Source organism: Gordonia sp. 852002-50816_SCH5313054-c (genome assembly GCF_001665925.1).
Lineage (GTDB): Bacteria > Actinomycetota > Actinomycetes > Mycobacteriales > Mycobacteriaceae > Gordonia > Gordonia jacobaea.
This window is the reverse complement of record NZ_LZTE01000003.1, coordinates 1-22,713: the sequence shown is the minus strand read 5'-3', so window position 1 is coordinate 22,713 and position 22,713 is coordinate 1. Positions and strand designations below refer to the sequence as shown.

22 protein-coding genes are annotated in these 22,713 nt (G+C 66.9%); 8 read left to right on the top strand and 14 right to left on the bottom strand.

Translation table 11 applies throughout. The features are described 5' to 3' along the window. Positions 1–63: 63 nt before the first annotated feature. The gene (locus tag A5788_RS00160) at positions 64–888 is read left to right on the top strand and encodes an adenylate/guanylate cyclase domain-containing protein (RefSeq protein WP_049699220.1); all 825 of its coding nucleotides are present in this window, start codon (positions 64–66) and stop codon (positions 886–888) included. Positions 889–896: 8 nt separating this feature from the next. Here the strand turns inward: A5788_RS00160 and A5788_RS00155 are convergent, their stop codons facing one another. Both A5788_RS00155 and A5788_RS00150 read right to left on the bottom strand, forming a co-directional pair. Then, positions 897–1,508: a hypothetical protein gene (locus tag A5788_RS00155; protein ID WP_049699221.1), complete on the bottom strand. Its 612-nt coding sequence runs from the start codon at positions 1,506–1,508 to the stop codon at positions 897–899. Positions 1,509–1,604: 96 nt separating this feature from the next. Beyond that, positions 1,605–1,937 (bottom strand): TfoX/Sxy family protein, encoded by a 333-nt coding sequence (locus A5788_RS00150; RefSeq protein WP_049699222.1) that lies wholly within the window; start codon positions 1,935–1,937, stop codon positions 1,605–1,607. A gap of 126 nt (positions 1,938–2,063) precedes the next feature. Between A5788_RS00150 and A5788_RS00145 the strand changes: the two genes are divergently transcribed. Continuing rightward, positions 2,064–3,263 (top strand): acyl-CoA dehydrogenase family protein, encoded by a 1,200-nt coding sequence (locus A5788_RS00145; RefSeq protein WP_049699223.1) that lies wholly within the window; start codon positions 2,064–2,066, stop codon positions 3,261–3,263. Positions 3,264–3,356: 93 nt separating this feature from the next. On the opposite strand, the gene A5788_RS00140 is transcribed toward A5788_RS00145, so the two are convergent. Then, positions 3,357–4,184, bottom strand: a complete 828-nt coding sequence (locus A5788_RS00140) for an RDD family protein (RefSeq protein WP_231894302.1) — start codon at positions 4,182–4,184, stop codon at positions 3,357–3,359. Between the two features lie 147 nt (positions 4,185–4,331). Between A5788_RS00140 and A5788_RS00135 the strand changes: the two genes are divergently transcribed. Beyond that, positions 4,332–5,324, top strand: a complete 993-nt coding sequence (locus A5788_RS00135) for a stage II sporulation protein M (RefSeq protein WP_049699224.1) — start codon at positions 4,332–4,334, stop codon at positions 5,322–5,324. 24 nt (positions 5,325–5,348) lie between these two features. On the opposite strand, the gene A5788_RS00130 is transcribed toward A5788_RS00135, so the two are convergent. The 5 genes from A5788_RS00130 to A5788_RS00110 form a co-directional block, all read right to left on the bottom strand. Beyond that, a complete protein-coding gene (locus A5788_RS00130) occupies positions 5,349–6,647 on the bottom strand; it encodes a DUF58 domain-containing protein (protein WP_049699225.1) in 1,299 nt (432 codons plus the stop codon). Continuing rightward, the gene (locus tag A5788_RS00125) at positions 6,647–7,708 is read right to left on the bottom strand and encodes an AAA family ATPase (RefSeq protein ID WP_156525404.1); all 1,062 of its coding nucleotides are present in this window, start codon (positions 7,706–7,708) and stop codon (positions 6,647–6,649) included. Before A5788_RS00125 ends, A5788_RS00130 begins: the two co-directional genes overlap by 1 nt. Further along, positions 7,705–9,075 carry a DUF4350 domain-containing protein gene (locus A5788_RS00120; protein WP_231894301.1) on the bottom strand — a complete coding sequence of 457 codons (1,371 nt, stop codon included), beginning with the start codon at positions 9,073–9,075 and terminating at the stop codon, positions 7,705–7,707. Before A5788_RS00120 ends, A5788_RS00125 begins: the two co-directional genes overlap by 4 nt. Next, entirely contained in the window at positions 9,072–9,785 is a 714-nt protein-coding gene (locus tag A5788_RS00115) for a DUF4129 domain-containing protein (protein ID WP_064865754.1), read from the bottom strand. Before A5788_RS00115 ends, A5788_RS00120 begins: the two co-directional genes overlap by 4 nt. Positions 9,786–9,997: 212 nt before the next feature. Then, positions 9,998–10,462: a winged helix-turn-helix transcriptional regulator gene (locus tag A5788_RS00110; RefSeq protein WP_064865756.1), complete on the bottom strand. Its 465-nt coding sequence runs from the start codon at positions 10,460–10,462 to the stop codon at positions 9,998–10,000. A gap of 55 nt (positions 10,463–10,517) precedes the next feature. Here A5788_RS00110 and A5788_RS00105 point away from each other — a divergent pair, with 55 nt between their 5' ends. The 3 genes from A5788_RS00105 to A5788_RS00095 all read left to right on the top strand — a co-directional run bounded on the left by A5788_RS00105 (position 10,518) and on the right by A5788_RS00095 (position 13,635). After that, complete coding sequence (locus A5788_RS00105; protein WP_064865758.1) at positions 10,518–11,939, top strand: MFS transporter; 1,422 nt, start codon at positions 10,518–10,520, stop codon at positions 11,937–11,939. Positions 11,940–12,020: 81 nt separating this feature from the next. After that, positions 12,021–13,193 carry a thiolase family protein gene (locus A5788_RS00100; RefSeq protein ID WP_064865773.1) on the top strand — a complete coding sequence of 391 codons (1,173 nt, stop codon included), beginning with the start codon at positions 12,021–12,023 and terminating at the stop codon, positions 13,191–13,193. 46 nt (positions 13,194–13,239) lie between these two features. Continuing rightward, a complete protein-coding gene (locus tag A5788_RS00095; protein WP_064865760.1) occupies positions 13,240–13,635 on the top strand; it encodes a nuclear transport factor 2 family protein in 396 nt (131 codons plus the stop codon). Positions 13,636–13,951: 316 nt separating this feature from the next. On the opposite strand, the gene A5788_RS00090 is transcribed toward A5788_RS00095, so the two are convergent. Further along, a complete protein-coding gene (locus A5788_RS00090; protein ID WP_064865776.1) occupies positions 13,952–14,629 on the bottom strand; it encodes an SDR family oxidoreductase in 678 nt (225 codons plus the stop codon). 75 nt (positions 14,630–14,704) lie between these two features. Between A5788_RS00090 and ggh the strand changes: the two genes are divergently transcribed. Beyond that, a complete protein-coding gene (gene ggh / locus A5788_RS00085; protein WP_049699465.1) occupies positions 14,705–16,045 on the top strand; it encodes a glucosylglycerate hydrolase in 1,341 nt (446 codons plus the stop codon). A gap of 94 nt (positions 16,046–16,139) precedes the next feature. Here the strand turns inward: ggh and A5788_RS00080 are convergent, their stop codons facing one another. Both A5788_RS00080 and A5788_RS00075 read right to left on the bottom strand, forming a co-directional pair. Then, positions 16,140–17,414 (bottom strand): MFS transporter, encoded by a 1,275-nt coding sequence (locus A5788_RS00080; RefSeq protein WP_064865762.1) that lies wholly within the window; start codon positions 17,412–17,414, stop codon positions 16,140–16,142. An 88-nt stretch (positions 17,415–17,502) separates the two neighbouring features. After that, a complete protein-coding gene (locus tag A5788_RS00075) occupies positions 17,503–17,955 on the bottom strand; it encodes a MarR family winged helix-turn-helix transcriptional regulator (protein ID WP_064865765.1) in 453 nt (150 codons plus the stop codon). A gap of 59 nt (positions 17,956–18,014) precedes the next feature. On the opposite strand from A5788_RS00075, the gene A5788_RS00070 reads away from it, so the two are divergent. Continuing rightward, positions 18,015–18,233 (top strand): membrane protein, encoded by a 219-nt coding sequence (locus A5788_RS00070; RefSeq protein WP_049699233.1) that lies wholly within the window; start codon positions 18,015–18,017, stop codon positions 18,231–18,233. Positions 18,234–18,694: 461 nt separating this feature from the next. Here A5788_RS00070 and A5788_RS00065 read toward each other — a convergent pair whose 3' ends face one another. The 3 genes from A5788_RS00065 to A5788_RS00055 all read right to left on the bottom strand — a co-directional run bounded on the left by A5788_RS00065 (position 18,695) and on the right by A5788_RS00055 (position 22,465). Further along, positions 18,695–20,752 carry a TPM domain-containing protein gene (locus A5788_RS00065; protein ID WP_064865767.1) on the bottom strand — a complete coding sequence of 686 codons (2,058 nt, stop codon included), beginning with the start codon at positions 20,750–20,752 and terminating at the stop codon, positions 18,695–18,697. 121 nt (positions 20,753–20,873) lie between these two features. Further along, positions 20,874–21,671, bottom strand: coding sequence for a DUF1295 domain-containing protein (locus A5788_RS00060; RefSeq protein ID WP_064865769.1), 798 nt, complete (start codon positions 21,669–21,671; stop codon positions 20,874–20,876). 11 nt (positions 21,672–21,682) lie between these two features. After that, the gene (locus A5788_RS00055) at positions 21,683–22,465 is read right to left on the bottom strand and encodes an LLM class F420-dependent oxidoreductase (protein WP_064865771.1); all 783 of its coding nucleotides are present in this window, start codon (positions 22,463–22,465) and stop codon (positions 21,683–21,685) included. Between the last annotated feature and the right edge of the window lie 248 nt (positions 22,466–22,713).

The following is a 22,713-nucleotide window of genomic DNA, read 5'->3' as shown; positions in this document are numbered from 1 at the left end:
AGACCACCCGCCGCGCCCTCGTGCCCGTTTCCGCTGGTCGAGCTTGTCGCTACGATCTGACTCGTGACGTCCGACGATGACACCACTCCCGGCTCGACGCCGCCTGACGACAAGCCCGTGCCGTCGGGTCCGGCGCGTGTTGGCGAGTTCCTCACGCGCGCCGACCGGACGCCCTCGCTGATCCGTGCTGCGCAGCTTCCGCGAAAGCTGACGCCCGAGACGGTCCCCGAACTCGACCTCTCACGTCCGACGCGCCTCTCCGATCGCATGGAGAAGCTGCTGACCGGGAGCGATCGGTCGCCCAGCGCGTCGCGCGAGCTCGCACTCAGCGTCGTGAAGGTGTGGCAGGCGCTCGTCGATCGCAGGTCGTCGACCGCCACCGCGAACGGCGACGTGACGGTCCTGTTCACCGACCTCGTCGGATTCTCGTCGTGGGCCCTACGCGCAGGTGACGACAGCGTGCTGTCGCTGATCGGTGAGGTCAATCGGGTGAGCAGCGACATCGTCGGCGCTCATCGCGGCCGAATCGTGAAGTCGCTCGGCGATGGCGTGATGGCGGTGTTCCCCGACGCGGCCGACGCGATCCTCGCCGCGTTCGAACTGTGCGGAGCCGTCAGCGCGATCACGCACGACGACTACCGCGCGCAGCTGCGCGCCGGAGTGCACACCGGAACTCCGCGGCAGGTCGGTGGCGACTACCTCGGTGTCGACGTGAACATCGCGGCCCGCGTCGCCGATGCCGCCGGAACCGGCGAGGTACTGGCCACCAGCGATGCGCTGCAGTCCGCGGACGGGCTCCAATTGCTCAGCCGCAAGAGACGTTTCAAGGCGAAGGGCACACCGCGCGACCTCGAAGTATTCGCTGTCGTGCCGCTTCTCGATGAGTGAGTAGGCCGTCAGCGATAGAACGGCGGCGAGACGTCCGGGTCGTCGGCGACCGTGTCGATACGTGTATCCCGGAGAAGATCCGCGATGGCCGCTGCCGATGCACCGATCGTCGCGAAGTGCGGATCGATGTCTTCGGTGAAGCACCACGCTCTATCGGCAGGCCAGACGAATGCGGGCGCGGGCAGAATCGAGTGTCCGTGTCGCGGCGTTGGCTCGGGTTCGGGCGGCAGCCAACCCAGCATGTCGGTGTCGCCGACGAACAGATGGTAGTCACGCATGGATGCTCCCAGCTCGTCGCGGATTTCGACGATGGGCACGCCATCACTCAGCAGTTCTGGATAACCACACCCGGCCCAGATCAGGTAATAGATCTCATCGGGTGTGGTGGTATGCGGACGCAGATCCTCGACTGCGACGGCGATCTGCCACAAATCGCCTGGTCCCGAGACTGATTCGACGTCGGTCTCACGTTGCCCCGGAAATGCGGGGTCGGGTATGTGCAACAGACGTGCATACGCATCAAAGCCGCGGGGCCCGCGGGTCACCGCTCGGGGCCAGTCTCGCCCGTCGGCCATCAGCCAGTCGGCCACCGAGGCGTCGTCGAATCGTCGGACAGTCATGGGGTTTCACAATGGCATTCGACGACGCTACAGCCAACAGAATTTCGGGAGACAGGATTTCGGGAGCCATGCCTTTCGCGAGCTACGTCGAGTCACTCACTTCGGCGGCAACGATCGCGCATAGCCGACGCCCACGCCGACCCATTTCTCGAGCTGACGCTTGGTGCGGATGCCGTCAGTCGAGACCCGTAACCAGCCACGCGTCTCCCGACCCGACATGACCATCGGGGCGGTGTGCGCTTTGGCCAGGTAGGCGTCGGTCTCGTCGGGCGGCACGCGCACCAGCAGTCCACCTTGCCCGCTCGCCGCAACGGCCATGTTGCCGTCGACCAAGAACGCGAGGCCGCCGAACATCGACTTCTCGGCGACGCCACTCTCACCCGACAGCAGCTCGCGGATGCGGTAGGCGAGATCGTCGTCGTAGGCCATGTGGCCAGCGTAAACGGGCTCCGAGCTGCACGGGTCGGTTACGGCTGACGGACGACGCCCCGCAGGAGCGGAAAGCACTTGCGGGGAGGGCTGGAAATCTATCTTACCGCGCAGTAAGATACCGGCATGGCAATCAACCTCGAGCTCCCGCAGAAGCTCGCCCCGGTGACCGAGCAGGCGCATCTCGCCGCCGAGCACATCTTCCGGCCCATCTCGCGCACGTACGACAAGGCCGAGCACACCTACCCCCAGGAGCTCGACGAGCTCGGCAAACTCGCTCGCGAAGCCGCCCGCAAGGGACGCGAGTCCGACGCCGCGGACAAGTCGTCGGCGAAGAAGTCGGACGTCGTCAACGGCGGCAACATGCGTGCGGTGCTGCACGGCGTCGAAATGGGTTGGGGCGACGTCGCGCTCATGCTGTCGATTCCGTATCAGGGTCTGGGTAACGCCGCGATCGCCGCGGTGGCCAACCCTGAGCAGCTCGAGAAGTTCAAGGACGTCTGGGCGTCGATGGCGATCACCGAGCCGAGCTTCGGCTCCGACTCGGCCGCCGTCAGCACCACCGCGACACTCGACGGCGACGAGTACGTCATCAACGGCGAGAAGATCTTTGTGACCGCGGGGTCGCGCGCCGATCACGTCGTCGTGTGGGCGACCGTCGACAAGAGTGCCGGCCGTGCCGCGATCAAGAGCTTCGTCGTACCGATGGACACCGAGGGTGTGTCGGTCGTCCGCCTCGAGCACAAGCTCGGCATCAAGGCGTCCGACACCGCGGTGCTGCGCTTCGAGAACGCCCGTGTGCCCGCCGAAAACCTGCTCGGCTCAACGGAAGTCGACACCAAGAAAGCGTTCGCGGGTGTCATGCAGACCTTCGACAACACGCGTCCGCTCGTCGCGGCGATGGCCGTCGGCCTCGGTCGTGCGGCACTCGAGGAACTGCGCGCAACCCTCGAGGGCGCCGGACACGTCATCGACTACGACAAGCCCGCCGCCAATCAGGCAGCAGCTGTCCACGACTTCATTCGCCTCGAATCCGATTGGGAAGCTTCGTGGTTGCTTGCGATCCGCGCCGCGTGGATGGCCGATAACAAGCAGCCGAACTCGACCGAGGCGTCGATGTCGAAGGCCAAGGCGGGCCGCATGGTCACCGAACTGACCAACAAGGCAGTCGAGATCGGTGGCACCGCAGGCTATTCCGAGGTCGGGCTGCTCGAGAAGTGGGCTCGCGACTCGAAGATCCTCGACATCTTCGAGGGCACACAGCAGATCCAGCAACTGATCATCGCGCGACGCGTGCTCGGCAAGTCGAGCAGCGAGCTGAAGTAGCGGTCGCGATACCCACTCGACGGGATAAGGCGCACAGTCGACGGGATAAGGCGCACAGTCGGCCGGATACAGCACCCAGTCGACGCCGGGTGCTCAGCGGAGCACGCGGCGTCGAAGTTCCTCGTCGCGCTGTAGGCGGAGCCACTCGCGGTGTCGGCGTTGGGCCGCAACGGCATTGAGCACGTCCACGTCGTCGGCCCCGGCAGGTGGCGCTGGTGAGATGTACGGCGCGAGCGTCTGCACCAACTGCCTTGCGAGAGCGGCACGTAGGACGTCGTCGCGTATCGACGGCGCTTGATGGAGGAAGCCGCGGATCAGCATGGCCTGGTGGTCGGTCAGAACCCCGATGTCGGCGGTGCGCGCCCACTCTGCGAGGTATGGCGGCATGACCGCGGTGCCTGCGACCTCCAGCGAACGCCGGTCGCGGATCACGTAGGTGCCTGCGACGAGATCGCCGACGCGCTTGTCCTTGCGGCTGATGGCAGCACACACAATCGCGGGCACACCGAAGAATACGAAGATCTCGACGACGCCGACGAGAGACCGCGTGAACGCGTGTCGGAAACCGATCGGCCCGGCGTCGTCGCGCACCGTGCGCAAGCCGAGCGCCCAATGCCCCAACGACTTTCCACGACTGAGCGTCTCCACCGCCGTCGGCAGGACGATCAACGCCAGCACCGACGAGAGTGCAAACGCACCCGCCAGCACAGCGCCGTCGCGCAGGCTCACGCCGACCTTCGCCGACACCCAGATCAACGCGATGAGTACGACGAGAGCGATCGCGACGTCGATCACTCCCGACACGATCCGCCGACCGAGCGACGCCGGCGGAAGGTCCAGTGCGACTGCCTCACCCGAGACGAGGTCGTTGCGGCCGAGCCCGACCGTCCCGCCCGTGTACGTGATTGGTCCCGCGTACATGGTCGGCCCTACATGCATGTTCGGCCCCGGGTACATACGCACTACCGTAGCGGCTGCGGTGGCGCGAACGTAGCGTCTCGTGGGCTACGCGAATGATCCCTCCCGACAGGGGTACAGCCGTGCCCGTGGTCTGGCTAGGCTACCGATGTGGATCTCGACGCCTACGTACGAGCGAAGTCACCGACGTGGCAGAGACTCGACGAACTCTCACGCAAACGACGCCTCACCGGCGCCGAATCCGACGAGATCCTCGACGCCTATCAACGCACGGCCACGCACCTTTCGGTGATCCGATCGTCGGCGCCAGACCGTGCGGTAATCGCTTACTTGTCGACGCTGCTGGCACGCGCGCGTGGGCACGCACTCGGGTCGACCGTGACCACGTGGGACCAACTGGTGCGGTACGTCACGACGACTCTGCCCGCTGCGCTCTACAGCACTCGGCGGTGGTGGCTGACGGTGTTGGTCGTCTCGATCGCGTTCGCCGTCGGCATCGGCTGGTGGCTCCTCGACCACCCGACCATGGAGCACACGTTCGGGTCGCGGGAGCAGATCGAGCACCTCGTCAACGACGACTTCGAGAACTACTACTCCGAGAACGCCGCGTCGTCGTTCGCGTTCGAGGTCTGGACAAACAACTTCCGACTTGCGTTGCTGTGCATCGCCTTCGGGGTCTTCGGATTCCCGGTGATCTGGATGCTTTACCAGAATATTCTCAACCTCGCGGTGACGGGTTCGATCATGATCAACCACGGTCGGGCCGACCTCTTCTTCGGTCTCATCACCCCGCACGGGCTACTCGAACTCACGTGTCTGTTCGTGGCGGCGGGGGTCGGGCTGCGCATCTTCTGGTCCTGGGTCGCGCCCGGCGACCGCAAGCGCTCGGATTCGCTTGCCGAGGCCGGACGTACCGCCATCGCCATCGGTATCGGATTGGTTGTGCTGCTGCTCATCTGCGGAGCCATCGAAGCGTTCGTGACCCCATCGGGTCTCCCGACGTGGGCGCGCATCGGTATCGGCGTCACCGTGTGGGTCGGGTTCCTCTTGTACGCGCTGGTGCTCGGACGTCGCGCCCACGATCGCGGTGCCACAGGCGATCTCGACGAGATCGACCGCGGGTACAGCCTCCCCGTCGCCTGACAGATGCTCGGGGAGTCAAGCTGCTCAAAGCATTCCGCGCGACTTCAGCAGTAGGTAGTGGTCGGCGAGCGCTGCGGGAAGCTTGTCGGGCGCTGCATCCATGACGTCAACGCCGAGGCGGCGCAACCCCGACGCCGTGCGGCCCCGCAACGTCAGCGTGCGCACCGCCGCAGCGGCGTCGTAGATCTCGCGGACGTCGTCGCGACGTTCGGCCATCTCGTCGAGCATCGGGTCGGATACCGATCCGATGACGACCTGGTAGTGCTGTGCGAGTGCGGCGAGCGGCGGCAGCAGCGACTCCTCGACCGCGGCTGGTTCGAGCGGCGTCAGCAACACCACGAGTGCTCGCTGACGCGACACCTTGCTCACCTCGGTGCACAGCATCGGCCAATCTGCCTCCACCAGAGCGGGTTCGAGCGGCGCCATCGCGGTCACGAGGTCGCTCAGCAACGTTGTGCGTGGCGCTCCGATGACCCGGCGGTGCACGATGCGATCGCCCGCGATGAAGTCGACCCGATCGCCCGCGTGCGAAGCCAGCGACGCCAGCAGCAGCGCGGCATCCATCGCGGCGTCGAGTCGCGGCGCGTCACCGACACGACCGGCCGACGTCCGCGACGTGTCGAGCACGATCACGATGTGCCGGTCCTTCTCCGGTTGCCAGGTGCGGACGACGACGGAGCGACGTCGAGCGGTGGCACGCCAGTCGATGCTGCGTACGTCGTCGCCTTCGACATAGTCACGCAGGGAGTCGAATTCGGTGCCCTGTCCCCGGGTGCGCACAGCTGACCGGCCGTCTAGCTGCCGCAGGTACGCCAGCCGCGAGGGCAAATGCTTGCGCGCGGTGAAGACGGGCAGCGCACGTACGAAGCCCGGAACGACCACGGTGCGCTGCCGGGCGCAGAGTCCGAGCGGACTGAGTCGTCGAACTGTCACGCCGACGGCCAGTCGGTCACCGCGGCGGGTGGGGGTGAGAGTCGTCGTCATCGACTCTGATTGCTGTGGGCCAAGATATACCGGCCGTGGTGTCGTCGGGTCCGCACCTGCGGACGGCTGCCATGCGTCGCGGATCACACCACGGAAACGACTACCGGACAAGTTGCGCACCAGCAGCGTCGTCTGGGTGGATTGGCCGAGCTGAACCGGACCGCACGGCACTCGACGCAATTCGAGAGTGCGCGTGGGGTTTCCGACGACGGCGAGGTCGATCAGCAGTAGCGCGACGCATACCGCGACCCAGGCCAACACCACCCAGTAGTGCGGGAACAACACCGTCGGAATGGCCCCCGCGAGGACGAGCGCGAAGAAGCGGCCGGTGATGACCATCAGCGTGGGACGGGAACGGAACCGATCGCCGCAGCCAGCACCGCGCCGACCGAGACTCCCTCGAGCTCGGCCTCCGGACGCAGCGAAAGGCGGTGCGCAAGAGTCGCTTGCGCCATCATCTGCACGTCGTCGGGTGTGACGAAGTCACGTCCGCTCAGCCACGCCCACGCGCGACTCGTGCCGAGGAGTGCGGTGGCACCGCGCGGGCTGACCCCGAGCGAGAGCGACGGCGACATCCTGGTCGCGCGGGCGATATCTACGATGTAGGCGGCGATCTGCGGTGCCACAGCCACCCGTCGCACCGCCGCGGCGCCCGCGATCACATCGGAGCCCGAGGCGACCGGTCGCAGACCGGCAGCAGCCAGATCGTGTGGATCGAATCCCGCTGCGTGCCTTGCCAACACCGTGATCTCATCGTCGCGCGGTGGGATCGGCAGGGTGACCTTCAGCAGGAATCGGTCGAGCTGCGCCTCCGGAAGCGGATAGGTGCCCTCATATTCGATGGGGTTCTGTGTCGCCGCGACGAGGAACGGCTCGGGCAGGGCGCGCGGCACCCCGTCGACGGATACCTGCGCTTCTTCCATCGCTTCGAGCAGCGACGCCTGCGTCTTGGGTGGCGTTCGGTTGATCTCGTCCGCGAGAAGCAGATTGGTGAACACCGGACCCTCCCGGAAACTGAACTCCGACGCCGCGGCGTCGAAGATCAGTGATCCGGTGACATCGCCGGGCATCAGGTCGGGGGTGAACTGCACACGCGTGGTGTCGACGTCGAGGGCAGCGGCGACAGACCGCACCAGCAGCGTCTTGGCCACTCCCGGAACGCCTTCGAGCAGAATGTGACCGCGACACAGCAGCGCGATCAGCATCCCGGAGACCGCAGTATCTTGTCCGACAACGGCTTTGCCGACTTCGGCACTTACCGCATTCAGTCGAGCGCGCGCCGACGTCGAGAATTCATCAGCGCCCGGCGAAGCCGTCTTGCCGCCCGCCACAGGCGGATACGACGCGGGCCGCGGCGGTGCGGACGGTGCCGAGTGTGGTGGAGTTGAGGGTGCGGTCATGGTGTGCCCCGGACTTCCTTCTCTAGAGCGGTCAATTCAGTGGTGAAGACGACCAGCGCGTCGTCGCCCTCGGGCAACGGGCCGGTCAGGAGTCGTGCGACGTCGCGGGCGTCTCGGTGCGTCGCCGCTGCCGCGACGCTGATGATCGCGGCGACAGACGAGTCGGAACCGTCCGGTGCCCATACGCCCGAGTCATCGCGTTCGTCGGAGGCGTCGAGCGCGTCGAGGGCGTGCACTGGGTCGTAGTGGAGTCCGAGGTACCCGGCGATGCGCGAGATGGTGCGGATGCGCAGGATCGCTGCTGCACGAGTATCGGCTCCGGCGCGATGGTAGAGGCGTCCGCGGGCCTGGGTGGTCTCGATCGCCTTGACGACGGCGGGTAGCGGCTCGGTGACCATGGGGCCGAATCGTCGTCCACGCCACAGCATCAGCGCGAGGACAGCGAATGCTGCCAGCAGGAATCCGGGGCCGATCCAACGCGGAATCTGAGAACGCGGGTCGGTGTCGGGCTCACCCGGTTCAGGTGGTCGATCGCCAAAGCTCGGAATGAACCAGATGAGTCGACCGGAGGAGGCGAGCACGCGGAGGGCAACGCCCGCATTGTCGTCCTCGGCGAGGGTGGCGTTCTGCCAGAAGTCGCCGTCGGTCACGACGATCTCGGGGTGCGAGCTCGTCGCGGGTACCACGACGATCTGTCCCGGCTGATCGACCACATCTGAACCGGTGCCGGTGTCGTCGGGAAAGCAGGATGCCGCCGGCTGCGTCGGCGTGTACCTGGCGGCCGAGGAGTGCGAACCCAAGCCGATGCCTTGTGACGAGATGACGTCGTCGGGGGCGATCCCGAGGAGCGAGCACGCTGCCGTTGATCGGGTCTGCGCGATCAGTGCAACGGTCACCGGCAGCCCTAGCGCCTCGATCGCGCTGCCGGACGGTTGCAGCAGGATCACCCGCTTGACGCCGCGGAACTTGTCGAGGAGGTACGACGCGTTGGCCGGGGTGAGAGCGCCGGATCCGCTCACGACGACGGTATCGTCGGCGCCCGGTGTCGTGCGATCGCGGAGTTCGTCGAGTCCCCGCGCCACGGTGACGTCGACACCGTGGTCGCCGATCACCTTCGTGACGGCACGAGAACCCGTCGGCCCGAGGTTGTCGGGATCGCCCGCCACCGAGTTGCTCGGCGTCTGCGGCTTCGGCTTCGACGACGGCGCGCCGCCCAGCGCGAGGGCGGCGACGAGCACGACGATCAGTACAGCAACCACGACTCCGAGGACGATCAACCACGTTCGACGCCGGCTTCGTGGACGCGACGGAGCTGGGCCGGACCGGCCCTCGGGAGCCGCGGGCGGCGCGCTCACGGGTGCGCTCACCGGCCGGCCGCCACGTCGTCGTTCGTCATGCCACCGCTGGTCATGTTCTCGCCAGCCACGGAATCGTGGTCCGTGTCAGACCGTGCGCGACCCCCGCGGATCGAGCGTTCCAGCTCGAGGATGGCCTGCGCCTGTGCGTGGTCGGCGTGCCGGTAACCGTACTCGACGGCGTCGAAAAGATCAGCGGCCCAACGGAGTTGGCCGCGTTCGTCGGCGAAGACGATGCCGAGTCGACGCGACGCTTCGCGAGCGGTCAACGACGGTGCCGCGACGATGTACCCGCGTTCGATGCCCCGTCGGGCGAGTGCGCGCATCGCTTCGCGCACGCAACCGTCGGGATCGCCCCTATCGAGGAGTTCCTCTGCGGCCGAACGGTATTCGCCGGACTTGAGTGTCAGGTCGTCGAGGGGAGCCGACGTTTCGGTGCGCCGCGCCCGCGGGGTGCGGCGCACGAAGAAGATCGCGAAAGCCACGAGTGCGATGAGCACCAACACCACGACAACGATGGTCACGATCAGCGTCGTGTCCGGAGCTGGTCCGCCGGTGAAGAAGTCGTAGAGGACGGAGAAGAAGTTCCGTCTGGGCTCAGGCGGCTGCGCGGGCGTGGTTGCCTGCTCGTGATACTCCGGCTTCGACAGTTCGTCGTCGGCCCAGCGTCGGGCAGTGTCGTTGTCGGGATGCAGGCCGTCGGCCAGCAGCAGCACGCTCACGGCGCGAATCCCCGCACAGGCGGGTTCAAGGAGCGTGCGTCCATCGCGACCCCCTCATCCCGTGCTGTTCGTGGCCCCCGGCTGGTTCCCGCGCTGAGCTCTCAACAGCGGCCATCCGTAGCCGTCCGTTGCGAGGGCGAACTTATCAAACCGCCGACGGCACGGCCCAGATTGTCGGTTTCTCAGATGAAGGGTGAGGTCGTGGGTGATCGCTACTTGCGATGGAGTGCGAGTGCGATGTCGTCGGGTCCGAGTTCGGTGCCGTCGGGTCCGACGACCGCGGCATGGATGGGCTCGCCGTCGGCGTCGGTGAGGTCGAGCGGGGCTCCGCTGGGCTGGAGGTACCGGTCGCCCCACTGCATGAGCGCGACGATCACCGGCAGTAGCCCGCGGCCCTGCTCGGTGAGTCGGTACTCGTTGCGGACGCGCTGGCCGGGCTCGCGGTAGGGGACCTTCTCGAAGAGTCCCGCCTCGGTGAGCTCCCGTAGGCGAGCCGATGCGACGGCGTCGGTGATCCCGACGCGGCGCGCGAACTCGTCGAATCGTGTTGCCCCGTAGAACGCTTCACGCAGGATGAGCATCGCGGATCGGGTGCCGATCACGCCCATGGCTTTGTCGATCGAGCATCGATTCGCCGTCCACTTGTCCCTTTCAGCTAGAGGTCCGCGTAACTCCATACCCACAGTCTAGCTGACTTGACGATGTCATAGTCAGCGGGTAAACAGTCTGACTATGGAAAACGAAAGCCAGAGCGAGCGGCGGCACAGCGCCGGTGCTCTTCTCGCGGTCGCGTGCGGCGCGCCGTTCCTGGTCGCACTCGACCTCTTCGTGGTCAACGTGGCATTCGACGACATCGCCGAGGACTTCGGTGGCGCACAGCTCACCGCGGTCAGTTGGACGCTCTCGGCCTACGCGATCGTCTACGCCGCACTTCTCATCCCGCTGGGAGCCGCGAGCGACAGACTGGGCAACCGCCGCGGCTTCATCGGTGGAGTCGTCGTGTTCACCGCGGCAAGCGCCCTCGCGGCATGCGCACCGACACTCGGTGTGCTCATCGCCGCGCGAGTGCTGCAGGCCGTCGGCGCGGCAGCACTCACACCCGCGAGCCTAGCGCTGCTGGTGACGTCGGTGCCACCGGAGCGTCGGGCAGGTGCGGTGCGCATCTGGGCCGCGACGTCGGGGATGGCGGCGGCGCTCGGACCGGTCGTCGGCGGTATCCTCGTCGAATTCTCCTGGCGTGCAGCATTTCTGATCAACGTGCCGATCGGAATCGCGTTCGTGATCGCGGCGGTCCGGGTCTTCGGACGCGACTCCGGTGTGCAGCAACAACGCTCCGGCGCTGCCGTCTCGGTCGGAATGCTCACCGGCGCCGTGCTACTCGCGGCGTCGAGCGCGCTCGGCGTCCTCTACCTGGTGCAGGGCGACGAGTGGGGATGGGGTTCAGCGCGCGCGATCGCCGTGCTCGCCGCTGCCGTGATCCTGGGTGTGGCTTTCGTCTTCATCGATCGGCGATCCGACGACCCGCTGATCCCCACAAAGTTGTTCTCGCGCCCTGAGTTCTCCTTCGGGACGGCGGCGATGCTGCTGTTCAGTATCGCCTTCGCCGCCGGCCTGCTCGACGCAATCCTGTTGCTGCAGAAAGGCTGGGGCTATTCGGTGATCCGCAGCGGCCTGGCAGTCGCGCCCGGCCCGCTGATGGTGCCTGTGGCAGCGGTGCTGGTCTCCCGGATGGCGCGCACGGTCTCACCGTGGTTGCTCGCCGCCGCGGGAGCGGGCCTGTGGGCCATCGGAATGGTGCTGATCGGAATCAGCACCGATGCGTCCGATCCCAACTACGCCGCCGGTTTCCTGCCCGGCTGGCTCCTCGGCGGATTCGGCGTCGGGCTGGTCATTCCGGCGTTGATCGCCACCGCCACAAGCGGACTCGACGCCGCCATCGCCGGCCGAGGCAGCGCGGTGATCACGATGTCGCGACAGCTGGGTACGACGATCGGCACCAGTGCGCTCGTCGCCATGCTCGGAGCGGGAGTGACGACGGGAACCTGGTGGGTCTGCGCGGCATTCGCCGCAGGCGCAACGATTCTCGCGCTCGGCCCGCTTGTGCGCCGTACGTCCGGTCAGGCTCGAGCGGTCGCGGCGTCGAACATCGGTTGATGCGGTCTTGCGATCGCAGGAACACTCCGCTCGAACATATTCGGGCACAGCATGATTCACCCCACGAAAGGTATGAAGGTCATGAACACAGCAGTCATCGTCGACGCGGTGCGTACTCCGGTCGGCAAGGGCAAGCCGACGGGCGCTCTGCACGACGAACACCCGGTCGACCTCCTGGCTCACCCGCTGCGGGAACTACTGTCACGCAATGCAATCGATCCTGCCGACATCGACGATGTGATCACCGGCGTTGTCACGCAGGTCGGTGAACAGAGCCTCAACATCGCGCGTCGCGGGCTATTGGCGGCCGGCTACCCGGAATCGGTGCCTGGCGTCTCGCTCGACAGACAGTGCGGCAGTGGGCAACAGGCGATCGCGTTCGCGGCGCAGGGGGTCATCGCGGGCGCCTACGACGTCGTGGTCGGTGCAGGCGTCGAATCGATGTCGCGGGTACCGATGGGATCGGCGGCCTTCGGCACCGACGACCTCAACGGCGTGGCCTTCGGCGAACGCTACCCCGAAGGGCTTGTCGGGCAGGGCATCTCGGCGGAGCTGATCGCGGCCAAGTGGGGCATCTCGCGCACCGAGATGGACGAGTTCGCCCTGCGCTCACACGAACTGGCCGCAGCAGCGACGAAGAACGGTCTCTTCGACAACGAGATCGTTCCGCTTGCGGGGCTGACCACAGACGAGGGGATCCGCGTCGGCTCGACGCTCGACACACTTGCAGGCCTTCGTCCCGCCTACTACGACGAGGCGATCGCGCAACGATTCCCGCAGATCGGCTGGAACGTGACAGCGGCCAACGCGAGCCAGATCAACGACGGGTCGGCAGCGGTCCTGGTGATGAACGAGGAGCGGGCGCGACAGCTCGGACTGCGACCTCGGGCGCGCGTGCACTCGTTCGCCGTCGTCGGCGACGACCCGCTGCTCATGCTCACCGCGATCATTCCTGCGACCCGCAAGGTGCTGGCCCGCGCGGGACTGAGCCTCGACGACATCGACCTGTTCGAGGTCAATGAGGCGTTCGCGTCCGTGGTGCTCGCCTGGGCAAAGGAACTCGACGTCGACCTGGACCGCGTGAACGTCAACGGTGGCGCGATCGCGATCGGGCATCCGCTCGGCGCGAGCGGTGCACGCATCGCCGCGACCGCCATCAACGCGCTCGAACAGCGCGGCGGGCGCTTCGTGCTGCAGACCATGTGCGAGGCGGGCGGAATCGCGAACGCCACCATCTACGAGCGCCTCGACTGATACTTTGTCTCCAAAGTAGAACACGTTCTAGATTTGGAGACAAAGTATGACCGTCGAACAGGAACAGACCGAGCTGTCGAGCAAGATCGCCGCCGCCGTAGGTGCGTACATCGATCTGCTCACCAACGGCACCGCCGAGCAGATCGCGGATCTCTTCGCCGCAGACGCGACGGTCGAGGACCCGATCGGTGCCGACATCCGCAACACCCGCGAGCAGCTCGTCGAGTTCTACTCGATCATCACCGGCATGGACGAGCACGTCGCCACCCTGAACTGGAAAAAGATCGCGGGCGACACCGCGGTCTTCGAGTTCACGCTCGTCACCGGCACGTCCGACATGCGGTTCGAGATCACTCCGATCGACATCATGGTCTTCGACGCCGACGGCAAGATCTCCTCCATGCGCGCCGTCTGGGAGCCGAGCGACCTCAAGCAGTTGTAGGGGAGTTCCCGCCGATCTCGAGGGCTACCCCGCCTGATCGGGCCCCCAACCGCTGATCGAGCTTGTCGAGATCACTTCGCCGCGGGGTGTGGTCTCGACCAGGGTGCTCGCTGCGCTCGCGCCCGCTCGACCAGCGGGAGGCGCTGCGCCCGCTCGACCAGCGGTGGGGACCCCGCCGATCGAGCGTTATCCCCGCTGATCGAACGCTGTTCCCGCTGATCGAGCTTGTCGAGATCACCCGCCCGGAGGAGTGGTCTCGACCAGGGTGCTCGCTGCGCTCGCGCCCGCTCGACCAGCGGGAAGGAGCTTGTCGAGATCACCCACGCCCGGTCGGCCGCAGCACGATCTCGGTGGGGTGCGCGTCGGCCGGGGTGTGGATCGCGGCGACCACCGCGCCCGCGACCGTCGAGGGCTTCAGGAACTTCGACGCGTCGTAGTCGTCGCCCTCGATCGCGACCAGCTCGCGCTGCATGTCGGTGTCGATTCGCCCGGGGAACACCGACGTCACGCGCAGCGCGGTCTCCTCGCCGCGCAGGGCGTCGGCCAGCGCGCGCAGCCCAAACTTGCTCGCGGCGTATGCGCCCCAACCGGGGTTGGCGCGAATCCCCGCGCCCGAGTTGATGAACACGACGTGACCCTGCGCCGCCCGTAGCGCGGGAAGCAGCACACGCGTCACCTCGGCTGCGGCTACGAGATTCACCTCGAGCACGTGCCGCCACTCGTCGGCGGGTGTCTCGGCGACAGTGCGCAGCGTCGAACCGACTCCCGCGCTATGGACCAGTACGTCGAGCGACGGTATCGACTCCGCGGCTGCGGCAACCGATTCGTGGTCGGTGAGTTCGACGGCGAATGTCATGGCACCCAGCTCTGTGGCGAGCGCGTCGAGTGCGGCCGACGGCCTGCCGCCGAGAATCAACGAGTGGGTCGGTGCGAGTTGTCGGGCGATCTGCTCGCCGAGTCCGCGGCTTGCTCCGGTGATCAATGCGGTTGGCACGCGTCCAACCGTACCGGCGGTCACGACCGACGACCTCGAGCGGCGAGGACCGTCGAGGCAGTGCAGAATCAACGCGTGGCCAGGTATGGATTCACCCCAACGCAGTTGTCGGCACGAGCCGCGTATCTGCTCCGCGGAAACGATCTGGGCACGATGACCAGCGCGGCACCCCGCCTCTACCCGCACATGTGGAGCTGGGACGCGGCGTTTGTGACGGTCGGTCTCGCACCGCTGAGCGTCGAGCGTGCCGTCATCGAGATGGACACATTGCTCTCGGCGCAGTGGTCGAACGGCATGATTCCGCACATCGTTTTCGCCAACGGGCGTGACGGGTATTTCCCCGGTCCCGGTCGATGGGAGTGCTCGCGCCTGGCCGACGCCGCACCCGACTATCCGGAGACGTCTGGCATCACGCAGCCGCCGGTGCACGCGATCGCGGTGCAGCGCATCCTTGATCACTCACGACGACACGGCCGTTCGACGCGGGCCGTCGCGAACGAATTCATCGACCGCCGGTGGGGCGCGCTGATGCGCTGGCATCGTTGGCTCGCCCACGCGCGCGATCCGCTCGGGCGCGGTCGCGTCACGATCTACCACGGCTGGGAATCGGGAATGGACAACTCGCCGCGCTGGGACGGTCCGTACTCGCGTGTCGTCCCCGGCGAGGATCTGCCGCCCTACACCCGCGCCGACCTCGAGCACGTCACCGACCTCTCGATGCGCCCGACCGACCTCGAATACGACCGCTACATCTGGCTCGTCGAAGAGATGAAACGAGCGCACTACGACGACGAGGTCCTGCCCAAGGTCATGAGTTTCATGGTCGAGGACGTCTTCGTCAGTGCGATCTTCGCCGTCGCGTGCGATGTTCTCGCGACGATCGGAGAGGACTACTCCAAGCCGCGCGCTGATGTGCGAGACCTGCGGGCATGGTCGGATCGGTTCAAGGCTGGCGTGGTGGCCGCCGCGAACGACCGCAACGGTGCCGCGCGTGATTTCGACCTGCGCGCGGGGCAGTGGATCAACTCCGAGACCATCGCGGTGTTCGCGCCTCTCCTGTGCGGCGGGCTGTCCCGCGATCGGGAACGCGCGCTCCTACGACTCTTCGACGGCCCGCGCTTCTGCGGACACCCCGACCTGAGGTTCAGCGTCCCGCCGTCGACGTCGCCGATCTCGGCCGACTTCCGCCCACGCGAGTATTGGCGCGGCCCGGTCTGGCCCGTGATGACGTGGCTGTTCAGCTGGGCCTTTGCACGCCGCGGGTGGACAGAACGCTCCGCCCGACTCCGTGAAGAGGGCTTACGGCAGGCAACCGACGGCGCGTTCGCCGAGTACTACGAGCCCTTCACCGGCGAAGCGCTCGGCAGCATGCAACAGAGCTGGACCGCGGCGTCGGTGCTCGACTGGCTCGACTGACTGCGGCTCCGTACGGGTCGACGCTGCATAAGACAAAGGTTGCCCCGCGGTCCGAAGTGGACCGCGGGGCAACCTCTTTCGTATTGGGCGAGACTCAGAACTCTTCCGCACCGACCAGCGCGGCGTCCTCGTCGACGTGGTGCGACTCCGCCTTCTTCGACTGCACGAACCCGACCGCGATCACGGCGACGGCGCAATAGCCGACGGCGAACCAGAACGGGGCCGCCGGAGCGAACCACTCCGCGAGGTAGGCGACCAGCACGGCCGACGCCGCGCCGCCCATCCAACGCAGGAAGCTGTAGCCGGCACTGGCAACCGAGCGCGGCTTGTTGGGGTCGGCCGACGACATCGCAACGCCGGTGAACAGCGTGTTGAGGATGCCCGACGGGAGACCCGAGAGCACGATCGCGAGTCCGGTCAGCCACACCTGGTCGGTGGCGACACCGACCGCTGCGAGCGCCATGACGACGCCGTATCCGACGATCGCGGTCATCACGCCGCCGCGCTGTCCGATCCACTCGGCGAGCCGCGGCCCGACGAAGACACCCGAGAGTGCGGTCAACAGACCCCAACCGAAGAACACCATGCCTGCCGGAATCGGCTTGAGTCCCATCGCAAGTGGGGCATACGCGATGACGGTGAACAGGGCGCCGGTGTAGAACGCCGAGCCGATCGACGTCAGCAGCAGGGTGCGGTTACGCAGCGCCTTGAGGGGGTCGACGACGCTGACCGCGACACGTTCGGAGCGCGGACCGTCGGACGGCAGCATGAACGCACACAGCACAGCACCGATCAGCATGAGGACGGCGGTACCCGCGAACGGTGCACGCCACGTCCACGCTCCGAGCAGTGCTCCGAGTAGCGGACCAACGGCCAGGCCGACGCCGAGCGCGGCCTCGTACAGCAGGATCGCGCCGTGCTGCCCGCCCTTGGCCGCGCCGACGATGAATGCCAGCGCCGTCGCCATGAAAAGCGCGTTGCCGAGACCCCAGAGCACGCGCATCGCGATGAGGTGGTCGATGTTGCCCGCGAACGTCGAGACGCCCGCTGCGATGACGATCAGTGCGAGGCCGACGGTCAGCGTGCGCTTGGGTCCGTAGCGGAACGCGGCCCAACCGGTGATCAGCATGGCGATCACCTGCACACCGAGGTAGACGGCGAAGAGCAGCGTCAGCTTCGACGGCGGCGCGTTCAGTTCTTCGCGGATCGTGTTGAGGATCGGGTCGACGAGGCCGATGCCCATGAAGGCGATGACCGCAGCGAACGCGGTCACCCACACGGCTCGGGGTTGACCCTTGAAGGTCTCGATCAGTGAATGGGAGTGCTCCTCTGGCGCCGACTGCGTCGGCTTCTCCGTCGTGGTTGTCACATCTACCTCGTGTTCATTGTCGAAAGTTGTTGCTTACTAAAGTCTTTGGGGCTGGAGCCTTTGGGGACTGCTACTTCGCCGCTGCTTTTTACTTCGCGGGGGTCGGGGTCCCCTCGAGCTCTGCGTGCAGTGCCCGAAATGCGGGTGCCGCAGCGGCGAGCCGCGCCCGGTCGTCGTCGGAAAGCCGTTCGAGTGCTGCGGCGAGCGCGTCTTCGCGTTGCCCCCGAACCCGCTCGAGAACCTCGTGCCCGTGGTCGGTGAGCCGCACCAGCACGGCGCGTCGGTCATCGGGGTCTGGTGCACGAACCACCAGTCCGCTCTTGCACAGGCCGTCGACCAGGGCTGTTGCCGTTGGCATGCGGATGGACTCGCGCTCGGCGAGTTCGCCCATTCGCATCGGCTCGTGGTCGACGATCGTGGCCAGCGCCGACGCCTGAGCAGCGGTGTACTCGGGAATCGGGGTGTGCCGACGCAACGCCAGGTAGAGCCGCGTCACGGAGGGGCGAAGCGCTCGGGCGATGTCTGCACTGTTCTCGGTCACGTTTAGTAACTCTAATACTTAGGCTTATGAATTAAAAGGCCGAACGGTAGTGTGGCGCTGTGACTCGTGACACGAAGAAGAAGCTCACCCCTGCGAAGCGCGCACTGATCAGCGTCGCCGCCGTCGCACAGTTCGCCCTGCAGGGCTACGCCCTACGCGACCTCAAGAAGCGCCCCGCCGAGCAGGTCCGCGGCCCCAAAAAAGCCTGGGCCGCAGCGAGTTTCATCAACTACATCGGCCCGATCGCGTACCTGGGCTTCGGGCGGAAGTCGGCGTAGGAGCGTCCGGGAGTGCGCAGAAAACTGCACCTCTCGGGGCCTCCGCACGTACCGGTACATGCGAGCGACCCAGGGACTGCAACTTTCTGCGGAGTGCGGGCAACCGGCCCGCAGAAGCGTGGCGCGCAGTCACCGGGGCGCCCGCAGCAACGCAGCGCGGCCTGCACCGACGGGCCCCGCAGAAAACCGCACCCCTCAGGTCACCCGCACGTACCGGTACGTGCGAGCGGCCCATGGGCTGCAACTTTCTGCGGACTGCGGCGCGCCCGCGCGCAGCGGCCGAGCGTGCAGCAACGTGGCGCGTGCAGCAGGCGGTCGCGCAGACTGCAGCAACAGGGCGCGCGCAGCAACAGGGCGCCCGCAGAAAACCGCACCCCTCGGGTCACCCGCACGTACCGGTACATGCGAGCGGCCCACAGGGCGTCACTTTCTGCGCAGCGCCAGCCCGACCGAACCCGACCCTAGAACCGGCCCCCGACGCCGATGCGGCCCGAGCTCGACGACCCGCCGAACGAGCCGGGGCTGCGGCCGCCGCCGCTGGTGTAGCCGCCACCGCCGAAGCCGCCCCCGAACCCTCCGCCGTAGCCTCCGCCGCGCATGGTCCCGCGCAGGAAGCTGTCGACCAGGATGCCGCCGAGTACCGCGCCCGTGGCCGCTGATCCGGTGCTCGATCGCGGCTGCTGGCTCTGCTGCCAACTCACCACGTCGCCCTGCGCCGCCATGAGTGCCTGGTCGGCGAGCGAGCCGGCTCGACGCGCCGCGTCGGTCGACGCCGTGGGGTCGCTCTGCGCGGTCGTGTTGGCCGACTGCAGCAGGCGCTGCGCTTCGGCGAGGCGGGTGCGTGCGGTCGACCCGATCGCGCCGCGTCGAGTTGAAATGAAGTCCGACGCCGCGGTGACCTTGGCCTGCGCGCTGGTCAGCGCAGCGGTGAGTACTTCGGTTCGCTGCTTGCGCTGTGCCAATGCGCCGCGGGCGGCATCGAGCGCGACGTCGAGGTCGGCGTCGGCGTCGACCAGTGCGGTGAACACTCCCAAGAGGTCCTGGTCTGTCCCGGACTTGGCGCGTTCGAGCGCCGTGGTGGCCGATGCGACCGCTGTCGCCAACTCCGGCCCGCCATCCGATGACAGCCCGGACGCCTCCTGCAACTCGCCCTCGACCTCGGCGATCAGCGCGGGAAGCTGGGTGTGCGCGGCGGCGATGTTGGTGTCGGCGTTGTCGATCGCGTCGAGGAGCTTGTCGGCCTGGCCGATGGCGCCCTCCGCCGAGCGGATCGCGGCAACGGCTGCACCCTGCTCGCCGACGGGACGCGCGATCGCCGCACGACCCTGATCCGCGCTGCTCTCGGCAAACCCGATCTCCTGCGCGGCAAGGTCGACGTTGTGCTCGATCGAGTGCAGAGTCGACGCGCCGTACTTCTGCGACAGCGTCGTGAGTTGGCCGGCCGCGCCTTCAAGGCGTGCTCGCAGCGCGACGAGTTGCTGCGTGATCTGAGCGAATCGGGTGTCGGCGTTGATCAACAGGTTGCGCATCTCGTCGAAGGCCGAGACCTGCTCGTCGAGTGCGGCGTCGACGTCGGTACAGGTTGTGATGATCTGCACCAGCATCGAGCGTCGTTCGTCGGGTGTCTCCGGGATGTCGTCGTCGAGTCGTTGTCGAAGCGAGAACGATGTCGCGAGACCACGTTTCGCCGCGTCGAGCGCCTGCGTGAAGGGTGCGGTCTGGGCTGGACCGAACTCGTCGACGGCCAACCGCAACTCCTCCTCGCTCGTGCGGATCGCGTTGTCGGTGTCGGTCAAGACCTCGCGCGACCAGGGTTCGAGTACTTCGATCGGCTGTGACAGCAGTTCGTCGCCGGTGAGTTCCTGTTCGCGAACGGAGTCGAGCTGGGACTCGAACTTCTGCTTTCGACGCCGCCGCGAGTACAGGTAGGCGCCACCGCCGCCGACGACCGCGACACCACCGACCGCTCCGGTGACGATCGCGGCGGTGTGCGACGGCGTGAGCGCTGAGCCGAGGCCGTTCGCGGCGCCGACGGCCGCGCCCGGCCAGTCCGACTTCTTGAGCGCGGGCACGATGTTGTCCTGGGCAATCGAATCGAGCGTCGAACGGTCCAGACCGTCGACCGAATCGGGGGCGTCGAAGCGGTACGCGCGGTCGTCGGTGGCGACGGCGAGGAGCACGTCGTGCTCGCCGAGGTCGCTCATCTGCACGGTCTGCGAACCCCATTGCTCGCTGCCCAGACCGTTGAATGTCTTGACGTAGACGACCCACAACTGCACGCCGTGTTCGCTGTAGAGCGTTTCGACGGCTTGCTGCACCCGCGTGCGATCCGACGACGAGAGCGCGTCGGCGGGGTCGGTGACCTGGTCGGGTAGTCGCATCGGCGGCTCGGCGCGCGCAGAGTCCGCGGCCACCGACGTACCCAGCGCCGCAAGCATGAGGAGTGCTCCCACAATCAGCACACGCAGGAGAACGCGCGGGTCCGTGATGTTCTTTCCGACAGCAAGCGGTCTGAGCATGTCATCAAATCTAGGCCGTTGACGCCGTCGGACCGAAGGCAGCCACGCCCGTCTCGGGGCAATTGCCCCGATCGCCCGACGAACGTCGCGTGAACAGCAGTGCCCCGCCGGGGATCGCCGCTCAGGCAGCCGCCGTTCGACGTCGCTTCGTCGGCAACGGGATCTGTGCCGACGTCGTGTGCTGGTAGTCGGCGTATTCGGGATACTTCGACAGCGTCAGCGACTCGGTGAACTTGGTAGAGCCGACGAACAGCAGCGTCAGCAGCACCGCGCCGACGATCGTCGGCTGCAGGATCGCCCCCGCGGCCACGGCGCCGAACAGGTAGATCACCCACCACTGGGCCTGCTCGAAGAAGTAGTTCGGGTGCCGCGAGTAGTGGAACAGCCCGGTCGTGCAGAACCGCGTCGACGTCTGGCCAGCAGCCTTGCGCGCGTGGAACTCCCACTGCTGCTGGTCGGCTGTGGCCTCCCCGGCGAGGAACGCCAGGAAGGCTACTGCGAGCACGACGTCGAGCACACCGAACCCGCCCGGATGACGCTGCGCGGTGTAGCCGGGCAGCGTGATCAGCACGAGCAGCAGGTTCTGGTAGATCACGATGAAGAACAGGTTGAACAACCAGAACTGCCACTTGCTCATCCGGGAGCGCAGCACGGCCCAGCGGTAGTCTTCGGTGCCGGTGTACCCGCCGCGTCGGGCGAAGTTGAACGTCAGTCGGATGCCCCACGCCGTCACGAGCACCGCCATCACCGTCACGCGAACGTCGAAGTGGCTGTACGCCGCGAACACCCAGAGGTAGATGACAGGTGCGATCGACCAGATGCGGTCGACCCAGGACGTGTCGCCGGTGATCAGCGACGCAACCCAGCAGCCAAGCGAGATGACACCCGCGATGATCGCGACGACGGCGAGGCTCGACATCTCGACTCAGTTCACCCGCGCCAGCGGCACAGGGCTTCGACGGCCGTGAGGTCGTAGTCGGGGCCGGTGGTGCCGACGGTGATCAGTGAGACGCCCTCGGCGCTGATGGCGTCGGCGGTGCGCACCAGTTCCTCGACGTCGCCGGTGAACGGGATGCCCGCCGACCGCTCGATGGTCTCGGGGTCGCGACCGATCTCCTCGCAGTACCCCGACAGCACCTTGGTCTTGTGCCGGTAGGTCTCGACGTCGTTGAAGCCGTGCCAGGCGTCGGCGTACTTCGCGACGAGCGGGAGGGTCTTCTTCTCGCCGCTGCCGCCGATGAGGACCGGAATGTGTCGGGTGGGTTGGGGATTGAGCTTCTCGAACCGCGAGGCGATCCGTGGGAGTGCCTCGCCCAGCTCGCCGATGCGGCTGCCCTTGGTGCCGAAGTCGTAGCCGTACTCGTCGTAGTCCTTCTCGAACCAGCCCGCGCCGATACCGAGGATGAGTCGGCCACCGGAAATGTGGTCGACGGTGCGCGCCATGTCGGCCAGCAGGTCGGGGTTGCGGTACGAGTTGCACGTGACGAGCGCACCGATCTCGACGCGTTCGGTCTGCTCAGCCCACGCACCGAGCATGGTCCAACACTCGAAATGCGCCCCGTCGGGGTCGCCGTAGAGCGGATAGAAGTGGTCCCAGTTGAAGATGATGTCGACGCCGAGGTCTTCTGCCCGCAAGACCGCGTCGCGGATCAGCGAGTAGTCGGGGGCGTGCTGCGGCTGGATCTGGACTCCGATGCGAATGGGAAATGCCATGTCTCCCAGTCTGCCCCTCCATTGCCGCCGCGTCGATGACCGACTTCCGGTGCCCGAGCGCAGTCCCCTGCTGCCCGCTGGTCGAGCGCACCCTCACGCTGGTTGAGCCCGTGTCCCGCTGGCCGAGCCCCCACCGCTCTCTTATACACATCTCCGAGCCCACGAGACCGATCAGTATCGGGGATGGCGGGGTGTGGGTGTAAAAAAAAAAGTGGGGGGGGGGGGGGGGGGGGGGGGGGGGGGGGGGG

Coding starts and splice junctions, on each gene's coding strand:
- A5788_RS00095 (WP_064865760.1), top strand. CDS start 13,240: ATGACCGTCGAACAGGAACAGACCGAGCTGTCGAGCAAGATCGCCGCC.
- A5788_RS00155 (WP_049699221.1), bottom strand. CDS start 1,508: ATGACTGTCCGACGATTCGACGACGCCTCGGTGGCCGACTGGCTGATG.
- A5788_RS00130 (WP_049699225.1), bottom strand. CDS start 6,647: ATGGTCATCACCGGCCGCTTCTTCGCGCTCGTCCTCGCGGGGGCCATT.
- A5788_RS00110 (WP_064865756.1), bottom strand. CDS start 10,462: ATGGAGTTACGCGGACCTCTAGCTGAAAGGGACAAGTGGACGGCGAAT.
- A5788_RS00060 (WP_064865769.1), bottom strand. CDS start 21,671: ATGTCGAGCCTCGCCGTCGTCGCGATCATCGCGGGTGTCATCTCGCTT.
- A5788_RS00105 (WP_064865758.1), top strand. CDS start 10,518: ATGGAAAACGAAAGCCAGAGCGAGCGGCGGCACAGCGCCGGTGCTCTT.
- A5788_RS00100 (WP_064865773.1), top strand. CDS start 12,021: ATGAACACAGCAGTCATCGTCGACGCGGTGCGTACTCCGGTCGGCAAG.
- A5788_RS00140 (WP_231894302.1), bottom strand. CDS start 4,184: ATGTACGCGGGACCAATCACGTACACGGGCGGGACGGTCGGGCTCGGC.
- A5788_RS00150 (WP_049699222.1), bottom strand. CDS start 1,937: ATGGCCTACGACGACGATCTCGCCTACCGCATCCGCGAGCTGCTGTCG.
- A5788_RS00055 (WP_064865771.1), bottom strand. CDS start 22,465: ATGGCATTTCCCATTCGCATCGGAGTCCAGATCCAGCCGCAGCACGCC.
- A5788_RS00125 (WP_156525404.1), bottom strand. CDS start 7,708: ATGACCGCACCCTCAACTCCACCACACTCGGCACCGTCCGCACCGCCG.
- A5788_RS00065 (WP_064865767.1), bottom strand. CDS start 20,752: ATGCTCAGACCGCTTGCTGTCGGAAAGAACATCACGGACCCGCGCGTT.
- A5788_RS00145 (WP_049699223.1), top strand. CDS start 2,064: ATGGCAATCAACCTCGAGCTCCCGCAGAAGCTCGCCCCGGTGACCGAG.